Origin of the sequence: Dawidia cretensis (assembly GCF_018598175.1) — a bacterium.
Lineage (GTDB): Bacteria > Bacteroidota > Bacteroidia > Cytophagales > Cyclobacteriaceae > Ohtaekwangia > Ohtaekwangia cretensis.
Window position 1 is genome coordinate 160,488 of the sequence record NZ_JAHESE010000002.1, and the last position, 15,011, is coordinate 175,498.

Genomic DNA, 15,011 nt, shown 5'->3' on the forward strand with positions numbered 1-15,011 from the left:
TTAATCGGCGGCAAAGATACGTGAAAAGTATGAGTCGCGGCGCTGACAAATGTCAGCCGGGTCAGTTCTTGGGTTTTAGCTGCCCGCGGATCAGCAGGTTGTACTCCTCGCACGTCAGAATGCCCTGCTCGTTGCAATACACGCAGGTTTTGTATTCATCGCCGAAGGCCCCTTTTTTGATGGTGACGTGGTCGCCTTTGCACACGGGGCAGATCACCTTGCCGGTGGGGCCACAGTCGATGTCGTAGTCGGCAGAGAGTACGTCGGCCACGTTTTGGGACGCCTTTGACTTCTCTTTGAGGTATTCTGCTTCGGCTAGTTTTTTCCATTGGATGGCGTCCGAGGAATATTGTCCATTGGTGCCTTTCAGCTGGATGTATTTATTAAGCCAGTCGATGCTTTGTTTGTATTGGGCCTGGTAGAAGGAGTTCTTACCGAAATAGTAGGTCAGGTCGGAGGGAACGCTCTTGATGTTCTCCAGCACATACCGGAATTTTTTATCGGCGGCAGCATACTGGCCATTGTCCATAAAATATACCCCCGAGTCCAGCTCGCGCATGAGCATGGCTTTTTTTGCTTGTTCCTGTTGCTGGATGTATTCCTGCTGCCGCATTTTGTCAGTGCTTTGGGCGTGCGTGGTGCGGGCGGTTGCCAGGAGCAGTAACAGGAAGGTGGCCAGCGTTGTGACCGGGTGCTTGTCGAAGTATGCCGTCATTTAATCAAACCGTTCTTTTCGTATGTCCAGCCACGCGAGCGTGGCCCGGTGAAAGATGTCTTCTTTCACGCTTGTATCCAAATTCATTTTTTCAATAAAAGTGCCGATCTCCAGGTCGCCCAGCGGAAAAGGATAGTCCGATCCGAGGGTGATGCGCTGTGAGCCCTGCACCTTGAGCACGTATTCCAGCAGCAGCGGGTCGTGCGTAACGCTGTCTACCCAGAAGCGGCCCAGGTAGTCGCGTGGAGGCACCGCGTTGTCGATCGCCACCAGGTCGGGGCGGCAATCAAACCCATGCTGGATGCGCCCGATCGAGGTCAGGAACGATCCGCCCGCGTGGGCGAAGTTAACGCGCAGCTGCGGAAGTCTTTCAAATACCCCGCCAAAGATCAGCGAGCACGCGGCCCGCGTCGTCTCCGCCGGCATGCCTACCAGCCACGGCAACCAATAGCGCTGCATGCTTTTTTCCCCCATCATTTCCCACGGATGGATCAGCACTGCCAGGTTGAGCCGTTGGCAGGCTTCGAAGATCGGGAAGAAACGTTCCTCGTTGAGGTTCAAGTCGTTGACGTTCGAGCCGATCTGGATACCGTGTAAGCCCAGCTGCCGGCAGCGTTCCAGCTCGCCGATGGCCAGCGCGGTGTCCTGCATAGGGATGGTGCCCAGGCCCAGATAGTTTTTGGGATACGCTTGTATTAAGTCGGAAATGTGATCGTTCAGAAACCGCGCGATGTCGAGGCCATCCTGGGGTTTGGCCCAATAGGCAAACATGACGGGGATGGTGCACACCACTTGTACCTGGGTGCCAAACCGGGCGTATTCTTCGATGCGCAATTGTGGGTTCCAGCAGTTCTCGCCGATCTCGCGGAAGAACCGGTTGCCACGCATCATGCGGGCGAAGCCGGGGCGGTGGTGTTCCAGGTGAATAAAATCGCCGTAGCCGAACTTGTCTGTCCAGCGGGGCAATGTCTCCGGCAAAATGTGCGTGTGCGAATCGATTTTTAGCATAGCAGGGGCGGCCTTCCGGTAAAGATAAAAGAACCGACGCTAACTGCGCGGCTTCTTCCTGCGTGGCCCCGGCCAGGGATTTTTGCCGTTTTTTCGCTTGGGTGTGCCCTTGGTTTGTTTGCGACCGTTGTTTGCGTGATCCGCAATGGAGAAGTAGCGGGAGACGCCAAAACCGACCAGCGCGTAGGTGTCGTGGCGGCGCCCGGGCAGGTCATAGAGGGTCTCGTACCGATTCAGCTTCTCCAGGTACGCCGGCGAGCGTGGATCCAGGATGCCATAGTTGACGCGAATGTCTGCCGAAATGCGCCAGGCGTCGGATACATTCCAGTCCGCGCGAAAGCCAAGCAAGGCAAAGACTTGATAAGAGCGGAAGTCGCTTTTTTGCAGCAGCGTGTAGTCGTCTACCGGGGGCGTGGCAACGCCGTCATATTCAATCGAATAGTCGGAGGGGAGGAGGGGATATACTTGCGAGGGGAAGCGCAACCGCGTCGCGTCGTGCTCGATCTTTTCGCTGCCGTCCAGCAGGAAGGCCATGCTGCCGCCGCCCACGAGGCTTAACCGGAAAAAGTCGAGGTCTATCAAATGCAGGCGTACGGCGAGCGGAATGTTGAGATACTGCTGGTGCACCTTGCGCGTGCCGACGTAGCCGCCGGAGGTATTCACCACCTGAAAGTTCTGCCCGATGTTGACCAGCCCGGGGTTGATAAAGAATCCAAAGCCTTCGTAGTCAAGGGAGTAATTAATGGAAATGGGGGCGAAGCGCAAATTGTGCATCGCGCTGTAGCGGGCGTCGCGGTCAATGCCGGTGTCCCAGGTATGGGTGGCCGTGATGCCGGTGAACAGGCCGATGGAAACGGACTGATCTTGTGCAAAAAGTGCGCAGAGGGGGGAAGACAGGCAAAAAATAAAGAGGTAAAGTCGGGTCATTGGCGCTGTCTTCGAGACGGTGCAATAGAGATTGCAAAGCTACAAATTTATGGCTGAAGTGCCATACCCGGGACGATGTAGTAGAATAGGACGCTGTATGTACGGTGTCAGTTTAGCCTTTTCTCCATCGTTACTCAGTCTTACAGAGAGTAACGGTTTTTTTCTTAATATCTTAAAGTATGAAACAACGACAACCACCACGCAGGAAATTTCTACAGTTTGGGCTTATGGGAATTTTTACTGCATTCTTTGCCAAACTACCTAAAGTCGGTTTAGCTCAATCCTCCGAAGACAAGGATGTGGGGATCGTTGTGCATGAAGATGAGGGAATCCATATTCTGACCAGACGCAAGGTGCCAATTTCCATAAAAATTTCTAAAGCCAGGCATGGTATAAAGGGTATCTCCTTTTGCAGGGAGACAATGAAACCCGGAGCGAAAATGCGTGTCCACAAGCATTTAAATAACGATGAGCTGATTTTTATTCACAGGGGGCAAGGCACCCTTATTTTAGGAGACCAGCTTATTGAAGTAAAGACGGGCGCTGTCGCATTTGTTCCGAGGGGAACGTGGCATGGATTAGATAATACCGGCAGCGAGGAGCTGCAAATGATTTTTCAGTATTCACCAGCCGGTTTTGAAGAATTTTTTATAGAGAATGGTACGCCGGTCGGAATGCCCGCCAAGGAAAGAACTGAAGAAGAATACTCACTCACTGCGGAAAAGTATGGGATGGTTTACAAATAGAGCTCGAATCGCCTCCTTTTATCTGGATTTCCCGAAAAATGCCTAAATCGCAAGGTCATTTGCCCCGGTAACACATGAATTTGAAGGTGAGAGAACTCCTGGTACGCACCAATATCTGGTGGGTGCTTTTTTTACGGCTTTTGCTGGCCATGTTTCTGTTTTCACTTTGCCGGGTGGGTTTCTACCTGTACAACCGCGACTACTTTGCGGACCTGACGACCGGCACTTTTTTCGAGATCCTGGTCGGCGGCCTTCGGTTTGACCTGACGGCCGTGCTGTATACCAACATGCTGGTGCTGGTGCTGATGATCGTGCCGCTGGAGATCCGTTTCCGGGCGGGATATCAGGCGGTGGTGAAATGGATCTTCTTTGTTTTCAACGGCATTGCGCTGGCGGCCAACGTATCGGATTTCATTTATTTCAAGTTTACCGGACGGCGTACCACGGCGGATATCTTCCAGCAGTTTGAGCATGAGCAAAATATGGGCGGGCTGTTGGGCCGCTTTCTGCTCGACTACTGGCATGCTACCCTGTGGTGGATCGGACTGATCGTATTGATGGTGTGGCTGTATAACAGGACGCGTGTACAGGGGCCGTTGATGCGAAATAAGTGGCTGTTTTATATCTCCGGTCTGGCGGCGATGCTGGGCGTGGCGTATTTAACGATCGGCGGTATTCGTGGAGGCTTTCAGCACAGCACGCGGCCCATTACCCTGAACGACGCCGGCAAATATGTGCGCGACCCCAAGGATGTGCCGTTGGTACTGAATACGCCGTTTGCGTTATACCGCACCCTGGGTAAGACGAAGATCAAGAAGGTGCACTACTTTGCCGACGAGGCGGAGCTGGACTCCGTGTTCTCGCCGGTGCGCCACGGGGCGGACTCCGGTGCTATGCGTAAGCTGAATGTGGTGGTGCTGGTGTTGGAAAGCTTCTCAAAAGAGTTTGTTGGTTTCTTTAACCACGACCGCGAGAACGGCACCTATAAAGGCTATACACCTTTCCTGGATTCTTTGCTGCAACACAGTCGGTCGTATACGTATTCACTGGCGAGTGGGCGTAAATCCATCGATGCGTTGCCGTCGGTTATTGCCAGTGTGCCTTCGATGGGCGTGCCGTATGTGTTGTCGCCTTTCTCGGGCAACAAGATCAACAGCCTCGGTACGATTCTGCGGGGTGAAGGGTATCACAACTCCTTCTTTCATGGGGCGCCGAATGGCTCCATGGGCTTTCAGGCGTTTATGAATATTGCGGGCATCGAGCATTACTACGGCATGACCGAGTATGGCAACGATGCAGACTTTGATGGCTGGTGGGGAATCTGGGATGACAAATTTTTACAATTCATGGCGCATACCCAGCGCGATTTTCACGAGCCATTTTTCTCAGCCTTCTTCTCTGTATCGTCGCACCATCCCTTTAATGTGCCTGACGAATATAAGGCCCGTTTTACGGGAGGACGTGAGCCGATCCTGAAGTGTATTCAATATACGGACGAGTCGCTGCGCCAATACTTCCATACGGTATCGAAGTACCCCTGGTTTAAGAATACGCTGTTTGTGATCACGGCCGATCATACCTCGTCTAACATTATGTTCGACGATAGCCGTACAGCCCGCGGGTTGTTTTCGATCCCGATCTTCTTTTACCGGCCTGACAATAGCCTGGTGGGTCTGGAGCCGGGGCTGGTGCAACAGTCGGATATTATGCCGACGGTGTTGGGCTATCTGGGCTATCCGCATGATTACATTGCCTTTGGCCGTGACGCCTTTCATTCGACGGATGAGGTCGCCTGGAATTATAAAGACGATGTATACCAGCTTTACCAGGGCGATTATCTCATGCAATTCGATGGCCGCCGGGCGTTGTCGTTGTATAACTATAAAACCGATCGCATGTTGCAGGAGAATGTTGTTAAGCAATTTCCGGATGTAGTGCAGGGGATGGAGAAGAAGATGCGGGCTATTATTCAGCAGTATAATAATCGCATGGTGGATAATAAGCTGACGCTGTCGGCAGCAGCCAGGCAATAAAAAAAGCGTCACCGATGGGGCAACGCTTTTGATGTTGTATGCGCCTTCGCGTTATGCCAGGTTATGGTATACACTCTGTACGTCGTCGTCGGCTTCGAGGGTTTCTACCAGTTTTAGGACTTCGTCCGTTTCTTCCTCGCTGAGCTCTTTTGTTGTTGTCGGAATGTAGTGCAGCTCGGAGCTTTTGGGTTCGAGGTGTTTCGATTCGAGGAACTTGGCCATGTGGCCGAACTCGGTGAACTTGGTGTAGATGATGACTTCCTCTTCCTGCTGGTCGATGTCGTCGGCGCCGGCGTCGATCAGGTCGAGCTCAAGCTCGTCTACGTTGATCTTGGCGGGATCGAATTTGAAGACGCCTTTGCGCTCGAACATAAAGCCTACCGAGCCGGAGTTACCCATGCTGCCATGCCCTTTGGAAAAGTGCAGGCGGACATTGGCTACGGTGCGGGTGGGGTTGTCGGTGGCGCATTCTACCATGATCGGCACACCGTGCGGTGCGTATCCTTCGTAGGTTACTTCCTGGAAATCTTTTTCCTCTTTCGAAGAGGCACGTTTGATGGCCGCATCGACCTTTTCTTTGGGCATGTTCACACCCTTGGCGTTTTGCATCGCCATACGGAGCTTGGGATTGTTCTCCGGAAGCGGACCACCGTGCTTTACGGCAATGGCGATATCCTTGCCGATACGGGTAAACGCTTTGGCCATCTTGTCAAAGCGGGCAAACATTTTATGTTTTCGTTTTTCGAATATGCGTCCCATAGGTTCTAACGATTTAAGGGCTACAAAAATAGTGAGATTGTGGATGGATCAAAATGGAAAGTTGCTGCTTATGCTTCTGCACGTTTAGCTTTTTCCCATACTACGGATTGCCGTCCGCGCAGCAGGCGCACCAGGCCCGCATAAACCGACAGGTTCATCACGACAAAATAATAGGGTACAAAAAAGCCTTTGATGCCAATCTTCCGGTCGCGCAGGGCATACCCCAGGGCGGCCAGCAGGTAGAATGCCACCTGGGCAACAAACATCATCTGGTAGAAGCCAAAGCCCTGCATAGCCAGGTATAAACTGCTTAACAAGATTAACGGCAGGAAGAGCGGCGCCAATGTCCAGCGCAAGACGCGGTGCGATACATATTGAAAGGTGAGGATGCCATACCGGAAGGGGTTGAGGAGATAGGAGAGCTTGTACATGGCCTGGAAGCCGCCGGCGGAGATCCGCACTTTGCGTTTCCATTCTTCACCTACGGAGGCGGACGCCGTCTCGCTGGCGAAGGCATCGGGCTCGTACGCGAAGCGATAGCCGTTTGCGGCAATGCGCAGCGACAGGTAGAAGTCTTCGATCAGCATGTTCTCGGCGGGCTCTTCAAACAGCCCGGTGCGAATGGAGAACAGCTCGCCCGCGGCTCCCACGATGGAGTGGACCTCGGCATCTTTCTTTTTCAGGAAAGATTCATATTTCCAGTAGAGGCCTTCGCCTGATCCGGAGGCATTGTCCTTGTCTTTGGAGAGGATACGTTTTTCACCGGCCACACCGCCGACGGTCGGATCCTGATAGTGGCGTACAATCAGCTTGAGCGCTTCGGGGTTGAGGGCGGTGTTGGCATCGCAAAACACGACGATGGGTGTTGAAACATGCTTCATGACACGGTTTACGGCATGAATCTTTCCGCGGCGCTCCGGTGAGTGGAACACTTCAATCTCCGGAAAATTCCGGATTATTTCAGGGGTTCGGTCGTTCGAGCCATCGGTAACAAAAAAGAGCTTCAGCTTATTTTTTGGATAATCCAGGGCGAGGGTGTTGTGGATTTTATCGAGGATGTAGGCCTCTTCGTTATAGGCTGCGACCAGCAGCGTGACTACGGGTAACTCGCTGTCATTCTGTATAGTTACAGGAGAAGCGCGGCGCTTGAGCTTGCTCAAAATGTAAATAATCATGCCGTATCCTACATATGTATAGCCAACAGTCAACATGCCAAGCCAAAAAATCACGAGAAGCGTACGAATCATTGTTTTTAAAGCGATTAAACCACGAAACTAAGAGTTACAAATAGAATTTTGTCGGAATACAGTACCGATATATTTGTTATTTTTGTCGGTCTTTAGTTGGAATATGCGTTTTTTGCCAAAAACATTACCTTTACTGCTCTCCCTCGTGACCTCGGCCGTATTTGGCCAGCTGATCGCGCCGGGTGACAATGCTTCTACGCCCGTGGGCGTGGCAGTGACGTTCAATATCGCTACGAACGATATCGAAGCCAATAATAATGCAGATCCTGCCACGATCGATCTCGATCCAAGTATATTTTCTCCCGGTGCACAAAAAACCGTCTCTAATAATGATGGTGAATATTCCGTAACAGACACGGGCGACCTGACCTTTACACCGGCGGCCGGTTTCTCTGGCACGGCAACCCTTAGTTATAGCATCAGCGGCTTTCTGCTGCCCGGGCAAATCACGATCACCGTGATCAACAGCGGTCCCGTGGCAAACGATGACACGGGGGTGGTGGCCGAAGGCGGGCAGGTAACGATCCTCATTCTTGAAAACGATACAGACGATGCAATAGGCATCGACCCCGGCACGGTCGACCTCGATCCGGGTCGCCCGGGTCGCCAGAATGATAACAGCACGGATGCCGGCGAGTGGAGTGTAGACAATCAGGGTGAACTGACGTTCGAGCCCAACGATGATTTTTCGGGTGCGGCGTCGATAACCTATACCGTACGCGACACCGAAGAAGAGCTCTCGAATATCGCGACGGTTACGATTACGGTAAACGCCGTGAACGATCCTCCGGTAGCGAACGACGATGCCGGGCAAACGGCAGAGGAGAGCAACGTGACGATCAACGTTGTCCAAAATGATACGGATAACGAAGGACCGGTAGATGCCGGCACGGTCGACCTGATCGTATCCACAGATGCCATCGATCAAAGCACGACGACGGATGCGGGGGCATGGAGCGTCGATAATAATGGAGTAGTATCCTTTACGCCGGTCTTAAACTTTGTCGGCCCGGCCACGCTGGCGTATACGGTGCGCGATGCGGGCGGCGCTACTTCTAATCAGGCTACTATTACGATTACGGTAAACAACGTCAACGATGCGCCGGAGGCAAAAGACGATGCGGCGAGCACCAATGAAGAGACTACGGGTACGGTAGACGTTATTGCCAACGATACGGACCTTGATGGGAATGGTACTATTAATAAAGGCTCGGTCGACTTAAATACGGGCACCGTCGCCATCGAGAGCTCCCATACAACCGATCAGGGGAACTGGTCGGTGAACGGCAACGGCGTGGTTTCTTTTACACCCGTAGCAGGTTTTGTGGGACAGGCTCCTCTTCCATATCGCGTAAGCGATAACAGCGGCGCGGCGTCGAACATTGCCACGATTACTTTTACGGTGATCGGCGTAAACGATGCACCGCAGGCTCGCGGCGACAACGGCGCTACACAGGAAGAGACCGCGGTAACGATCAACGTTCTCGAGAATGATACAGACGATGGCACCATCAACGCCAATTCCGTCGATCTGAATACCGGCTCGCCGGGCATTCAAAAATCCAACAACACGGACCAGGGTAACTGGAGTGTCGACACGAACGGCGTGGTGACGTTCACGCCGGCGAAAGATTTTATCGGTACCGCTTCCATCACCTACACGGTAAACGACAACGACGGGGAAACCTCTAACGCGGCGACGATCTCCATTACTGTCTCGAACGTGAACGATCTGCCGGTGGCGACCAACGATGCGTTCTCTACGGACGAGGACCAGGAGGCAACATTTAACATTCTGACGAACGACCGCGATGTCGATGGTTCCCTGCAACCTTCTACGGTGGACCTCGATCCGTCATCGGCCGGTATCCAAAATACGGTGGATGTCGCCGGGGGTACGATCAACACGGTGAACTCGACGGGCACGATCCGGTATGTGCCTGCTAAAAACTTTTTTGGTACGGTCACGGCGCGGTATACGGTAGCGGACAATGAAGGTGGTGTCTCCAACGCGGCGACGATCACCATTACCGTCAACTCTGTAAACGACCCGCCCGTGGCAAACAACGATCTGGCGGCTGCCGAAGAGAACGAAACCGTAACGGTCAATGTGCTGGAGAACGACATCGATATTGACGGTTCGCTGAATATCGGCACGGTCGACCTGAATACATCACAGACCGGCATCCAAACGTCTATCACGACGAGCGCGGGTATCTTTACGGTTAACAGCAGTGGTGTGGTTACGTTCGACCCAAATGAAAACTACAATGGCATTGCCACGACCACCTATACGGTGCGGGACAACGCGGGGGCGACTTCGAACGCCGCGACGATCAGCATCAACGTTAATTCCGTGAACAGTGTGCCCATCGCCGCCGACGACGCTGTTACTACACCGGAGGATACACCGGTGCAGCTCAACGTGGTGCAGAACGATCGTGACCCCGACGGTACGATCAACGCCGCTACTGTCGACCTGGACACCGGTACTCCGGGCATTCAGAACTCCTTTACCACCGACAACGGTACGTTTACCATTCCCACATCGGGCACGGTTCGGTTTACACCCGCGCAGGATGTCTTTGGGGTAACGACGATTACCTATGCTGTCGACGACAATGTTGGCGCGACTTCGAACGCTGCCAAGATCACGGTTACAGTAACGTCGGTAAACGACAAGCCCGTGGCGGTGGCCGATGCAGCCACTACGCCTGAGAATACAGCGGTTACGATCACGATTCTGGCGAACGACAAAGATGTTGACGGCACCCTCGATGCTACGAAGGTGGACTTGAATACGGCCGCGGCGGGTATTCAAAACCCGGTGACCGTTACCGGCGGTACCTTTGCGGCGAATAGCGCGGGGGTGGTAACCTTTACGCCGACGACTGGTTATAGCGGCAAGGCCACGACGAACTATCGCGTGCCGGACAACGAAGGTGCAGAGTCTAATGCGGTGGCGATTACCGTTACGGTCAATTCCGTGAACGATGCCCCGGTGGCCAACGACGATGCCGCTACTACGAAAGAGGATGTTACGGTGACGATCCGGGTGCTCGACAATGATGATGATGACGACGGATTGAACACCGGCTCGGTCGATCTGAATCCGTCGACCGCCGGCATTCAAAATACATTTACGACAGCCGGCCCCGGCGGTACGTTTACAGTCAACGGCAGTGGGGTGGTGAGTTTTAAACCCAGCGAGAATTATACCGGTACGGCTGCTGCAAGCTATACAGTAAACGACAATCAGAGTGTGGTGTCGAACGCGGCCACCATCACAGTAACGATCGAGCCTCAGAACGATGCCCCGGTGGCTAAGGAAGATGCCGCGACGACCAGCGAAAACACCGCTGTTACCTTTAGCGTCATTGCCAACGATACAGACGCGGACGGCACAATCGATCCGGCCACGGTCGACCTGAACACTTCACAGGCCGGTATACAGGGAAGCTTTACAAATACAGGGGGGACCTTTACGGCCAATACCAACGGGTCTGTGACGTTTACGCCGGCGACCAACTTCAGCGGCTCGACCACTGCCAACTACCGGGTGAACGACAACTCGGGCGCAACCTCTAATACGGCGACCATCACCGTTTCCGTGGATGGTATCAACGACCCGCCGGCCTTCGACCCAATATCCGATCAGGTTGTGTTGGAAAATTCCGGCGCGCAAACAATCACGATTACAGGCGTAACCAAGGGTGCCGGTGAAGATGCGCAGCAGCTGACATGGTTTGTCTCTTCGGGTAATACCAACATCGTCTCATCGCCTACCATTACTTATAATGGTACGGGCAAACAAGCGACGCTTAAATACAATGTTGAGCCGGATGCTACGGGCACGGTGGTTGTTACCGTCAACGTGGTTGACAATGGCTCGAATGTGTCGCCGAACCGGAATTCATATACGCAGACCTTTACGGTCAATGTCGTCGAAGTGAACTTCACGTCAACGCCTGTGACAGTGGCGGTCCGCCAGACGCCGTATGTATACGATATTACCATTACCGACGTAGATCCGACGTTGACGATCGCGGCAGCACAAAAGCCGGCCTGGGCAACGCTGACCTCGACCGGTAAAAATAGGGCGCGTTTAAGTGGTACGCCGGGTGCCGATGTTCCCGCCAGCAGTGTCGTGACGCTGCAGATCAAACAAGGCAGCAAGGTATTGGCTACGCAGGAGTTTACCCTGAAGGTAAACCGCCGGCCGGTGGTACAGCCCGTGGTTATGACGTTAGAGGAGGACCAATCTAAAGCTTTTGAAGAAGCTGCTTATACGGGCGCGTTCTCCGACCCGGATCAGGGCGATGTGCTGGCCGAAGTGCAGTTCCCGGTCATGCCGCGGCATGGAGATTTGTTGTTGAACGGAACGGCTATTACGCCGGCTACCCGTATTGCGGCTTCGTCACTTCCCAACATTGTATACCGTCCGGCGCAAGACTTCGTCGGTCAGGATACGCTGTATTGGAAGGCCAGTGACGGCATGAGCTATAGCGTTGACAGCGCCCGGGTGGAGCTGACGGTTACACCGGTGAACGATGCTCCGGTCATCACTGAACTCGAAACAGAACCCCTCGAGCACGAGATAGCGGAAGAAACGCCGCAGCCGATTACAAAGACCTTTACCATTACCGACCCCGATAACACCACGTTGGCCAGCGCCGAGATTGGCTTCCGTCTGCAGACCTTCGATTTGGAAAAGGACCGGCTGGTGTTCACCAACACGGGTAAGATCACGGGGAACTACAATCAGCAGGCCGGGACGTTGTTGCTGGCGGGCGAAGCCACGATCCAGGAGTATATTGACGCGATTCGCAGCATTCAGTACGTCTACGTCAACTTTGATGAAATTGAAGACGCGACGAAGAATGTATACATCAACGTCTTTGACGGCAACCTTTCCAGTGAAACGAAGGAGCGGCCGATCAAATTGGTCTACACTTTCCAGGACATCGACATTCCGAACACCTTTACACCCAATGGCGACGGCAGCAACGACGTGTGGAAGATCGTTGACGCCGACAACAGCAACCCGGCGCAGTACGAACAGTCCAAGACTCGCGTGTACGACAAACGCGGCCGGCTGGTGTTCGAGTCTAAAGGTTTTTCGGCGTCGTGGGACGGCACCATCAAAGGTGAAGCATTGCCACCCGATACGTATTACTATACGATCGATCTTCAGTACGGCAATAAACGGTACAAAGGCATTGTTACCATCCTGAAATAATTCGCATGAGATTAACGTTTACAGGTATATTTATTTTTGTATTGGTATGGACTGTCCGGGGGCAATATATTCCCAACAGCGGGCAGATGTTCCAGTTCGCGCCGGTGTACAACCCGGCGTTTAGCGGGGTGGAGGACTTTACGGATGTGAAGCTGGGGTATCGTCAGCAAATGACGAGCTATGGCGAGAACTCCCCGAAGTTTGTAAACCTGCTGGCTAATTTCAGGCTCAAGCAACCGTTGGATATTTCGACGAATACGTTGCGGCCCAGCAACGCCAAAGCGGTATCGCGGCCGGGATTCGCTCCGGCGGGCAAACGCATGATCATTGGCGCGGGCGTGAATGTGTTTAATGAAAAGGTTGGCCTCGTGGAGCGTTTGGGTGGCGGCCTGACATACTCCATGCATTATCCGCTTTCAAAGAAGGTCCGGCTGTCGGCCGGCGTGACGGGTTTGATCGAACAGATCAACCTGGACAAGGATGGCATCTATCTGGGCCGGGAGCCTGACGCCGATCCGTTCTATGAGTATTTGATGAATGGATCGTCTAAACAGACCAACCTGAGTGTGCGCGGGGGCATGTTGTTATATGGTCAGAACTTTTATTTGGGCGTTTCGTATCTGCCTATTGTGACGCACGTGCTGAAAGCCTCGGAGGTAAATTTTTCATCGTCGTATTATCGCGCCACCGGCCAGTTTGGACTTGCGTTGCCGGCGGGTGCGGATTTTGTAGTAAAGCCGAGTGTGCTGGCCATTATGCAAATGGATAACTCGTTTTTGATAGACTATAGCGTGAAGGCGGACATCGGCCAACGCGCGTGGGTGGGGTTGACATACCGCGATATCAAGGCCGCCGTATTGCAATTAGGATTTGATTTTACCCCGGTGATAGGAGCCGGTTATTCATACGAAATGTCTGTAGGCGAATTTAAACAATTTAATGACGGCAGCCACGACCTGGTGCTGTCTCTACGTCTTAACAATTTCAAAAGCCAGCGTCAGTATACATGGTAAGATCCACGTTTTTCCTGATCGCTTGCCTGTCTGTACGCGCATTCGGCCAGGACATAAGCTTCCAGACCGTTCAGAAACTGCCGGGTACGGTAAACTCGGAGTTCGAGGAATCGATGCCGCTGCTTTCACCGGATGGTGCGACGTTGTATTTCACGCGGTTTATGCACCCATCAAATATCGGCGGCAAATACTCCGGCACGGATGTGTGGGTGAGTACGGTTGATGCGGCCCGTCGCGGCTGGCAGAAAAGCGACAACCGCAAGGTGAGCTTTAACAATCGTGGCAGCCAGGCAGTGGTGGGCATTTCGGCTAAGGGTGACGTACTGTATTTGCTCAATACTTCGTCGACCAAAAAGATCAATGGCATTTATTTTTCTAAGCTATTGTCGTCGGGTTGGACTACTCCCGAATTGGTGCCTGTGGAGGGGATCGATTCGCAGGGTTTTTTCAGTCCGTATGTATCACCCGATTTCGATGTTATCATCTTTTCGATGAAGGGAGCTGATAGCCGTGGGCAGGAGGATTTGTACGTAAGCACCAAGAATGCAAACGGACAATGGGCCAAGCCAAAGAATATGGGGCCTACGATCAATACAAGTGGTTTTGAGATCTCACCGTTTTTGTCGGCCGACAAAAAGCGACTGTACTTTTCGAGCGACGGGCATGCAGGCAAGGGCGATGCCGACGTGTTCTACAGCGACCGGATGTACGACAACTGGGAGACCTGGTCGGCGCCCAGGAACCTGGGCGAGCCGATCAACACGAAAGGATTTGATGCGTATTTTTCCCTGTATGGCGATAGTGTGGCATTTTTTGCCAGCAATCGCGAGGGTAAATTCAGCGATATCTACCGGGCTTCCGTTAATAAACAAAAAAGTGTGGCATCGGTGCAACAAACTGCCGCCGAAAACGCTTACCAAACTGTACCGAAAGCGGATTCAGTGAAGTCCAAAGAGGTTTATCTGACGAGCGCTGAAATTCAGGCGTTGTTGGGCCTGAAACTTGATACACGGATCAAGTTTACTCCGGGATCGTTTCAAGTGGAAGACAATTCGCGCGAATTACTGTTTTTTATCGCCAACAAGGTGGCGTCCCGAAAGGATGTTGCATTACGGCTGATAGGATATTCAGACAGGACCGGATCGGAGGGATACGGCCTGGAGCTTGCGCGGATGCGTGCTGCGTCAATACGTGACTTTTTTATCAGTAACGGATTGGAGTATCATACCATTGTTTCGCAAGGAAGCGCAGACAGAAATGCCAGTCAAACCGGGTTGGTCGAAATTTTATTTTACAAAAGATAGCTCATTGCTTAAATTGGTAC

10 protein-coding genes are annotated in these 15,011 nt (G+C 52.9%); 5 read left to right on the forward strand and 5 right to left on the reverse strand.

Annotation, left to right across the window (positions count from 1 at the left end):
• Positions 1 to 61: 61 nt before the first annotated feature.
• Genes KK062_RS04230 through KK062_RS04240 form a run of 3 tightly spaced genes read right to left on the reverse strand, consistent with a single transcriptional unit; the run spans position 62 to position 2,650 of the window.
• A complete protein-coding gene (locus KK062_RS04230; protein ID WP_254083003.1) occupies positions 62 to 715 on the reverse strand; it encodes a thioredoxin domain-containing protein in 654 nt (217 codons plus the stop codon).
• Positions 716 to 1,723 (reverse strand): amidohydrolase family protein, encoded by a 1,008-nt coding sequence (locus KK062_RS04235; protein WP_254083004.1) that lies wholly within the window; start codon positions 1,721 to 1,723, stop codon positions 716 to 718.
• A 39-nt stretch (positions 1,724 to 1,762) separates the two neighbouring features.
• A complete protein-coding gene (locus tag KK062_RS04240; RefSeq protein WP_254083005.1) occupies positions 1,763 to 2,650 on the reverse strand; it encodes an outer membrane beta-barrel protein in 888 nt (295 codons plus the stop codon).
• 179 nt (positions 2,651 to 2,829) lie between these two features.
• Here KK062_RS04240 and KK062_RS04245 point away from each other — a divergent pair, with 179 nt between their 5' ends.
• The gene (locus KK062_RS04245; RefSeq protein ID WP_254083006.1) at positions 2,830 to 3,396 is read left to right on the forward strand and encodes a cupin domain-containing protein; all 567 of its coding nucleotides are present in this window, start codon (positions 2,830 to 2,832) and stop codon (positions 3,394 to 3,396) included.
• An 86-nt stretch (positions 3,397 to 3,482) separates the two neighbouring features.
• The gene (locus tag KK062_RS30890) at positions 3,483 to 5,429 is read left to right on the forward strand and encodes an LTA synthase family protein (RefSeq protein ID WP_254083007.1); all 1,947 of its coding nucleotides are present in this window, start codon (positions 3,483 to 3,485) and stop codon (positions 5,427 to 5,429) included.
• A 51-nt stretch (positions 5,430 to 5,480) separates the two neighbouring features.
• Here KK062_RS30890 and KK062_RS04255 read toward each other — a convergent pair whose 3' ends face one another.
• Positions 5,481 to 6,188, reverse strand: coding sequence for a YebC/PmpR family DNA-binding transcriptional regulator (locus KK062_RS04255; RefSeq protein WP_254083008.1), 708 nt, complete (start codon positions 6,186 to 6,188; stop codon positions 5,481 to 5,483).
• A 68-nt stretch (positions 6,189 to 6,256) separates the two neighbouring features.
• Entirely contained in the window at positions 6,257 to 7,363 is a 1,107-nt protein-coding gene (locus KK062_RS04260; RefSeq protein WP_254083009.1) for a glycosyltransferase family 2 protein, read from the reverse strand.
• 184 nt (positions 7,364 to 7,547) lie between these two features.
• On the opposite strand from KK062_RS04260, the gene KK062_RS04265 reads away from it, so the two are divergent.
• Genes KK062_RS04265 through KK062_RS04275 form a run of 3 tightly spaced genes read left to right on the forward strand, consistent with a single transcriptional unit; the run spans position 7,548 to position 14,991 of the window.
• Positions 7,548 to 12,674: a tandem-95 repeat protein gene (locus KK062_RS04265; protein WP_254083010.1), complete on the forward strand. Its 5,127-nt coding sequence runs from the start codon at positions 7,548 to 7,550 to the stop codon at positions 12,672 to 12,674.
• 5 nt (positions 12,675 to 12,679) lie between these two features.
• Positions 12,680 to 13,687, forward strand: a complete 1,008-nt coding sequence (locus tag KK062_RS04270) for a PorP/SprF family type IX secretion system membrane protein (RefSeq protein ID WP_254083011.1) — start codon at positions 12,680 to 12,682, stop codon at positions 13,685 to 13,687.
• The gene (locus KK062_RS04275) at positions 13,681 to 14,991 is read left to right on the forward strand and encodes an OmpA family protein (RefSeq protein WP_254083012.1); all 1,311 of its coding nucleotides are present in this window, start codon (positions 13,681 to 13,683) and stop codon (positions 14,989 to 14,991) included. Before KK062_RS04270 ends, KK062_RS04275 begins: the two co-directional genes overlap by 7 nt.
• Positions 14,992 to 15,011: the final 20 nt, after the last annotated feature.

Excerpts from the sequence above, each read along its gene's own strand:
- KK062_RS04230 (WP_254083003.1), bottom strand. The coding sequence starts at position 715 with ATGACGGCATACTTCGACAAGCACCCGGTCACAACGCTGGCCACCTTC.
- KK062_RS04235 (WP_254083004.1), bottom strand. The coding sequence starts at position 1,723 with ATGCTAAAAATCGATTCGCACACGCACATTTTGCCGGAGACATTGCCC.
- KK062_RS04240 (WP_254083005.1), bottom strand. The coding sequence starts at position 2,650 with ATGACCCGACTTTACCTCTTTATTTTTTGCCTGTCTTCCCCCCTCTGC.
- KK062_RS04245 (WP_254083006.1), top strand. The coding sequence starts at position 2,830 with ATGAAACAACGACAACCACCACGCAGGAAATTTCTACAGTTTGGGCTT.
- KK062_RS04255 (WP_254083008.1), bottom strand. The coding sequence starts at position 6,188 with ATGGGACGCATATTCGAAAAACGAAAACATAAAATGTTTGCCCGCTTT.
- KK062_RS04260 (WP_254083009.1), bottom strand. The coding sequence starts at position 7,363 with ATGATTATTTACATTTTGAGCAAGCTCAAGCGCCGCGCTTCTCCTGTA.
- KK062_RS04270 (WP_254083011.1), top strand. The coding sequence starts at position 12,680 with ATGAGATTAACGTTTACAGGTATATTTATTTTTGTATTGGTATGGACT.
- KK062_RS04275 (WP_254083012.1), top strand. The coding sequence starts at position 13,681 with ATGGTAAGATCCACGTTTTTCCTGATCGCTTGCCTGTCTGTACGCGCA.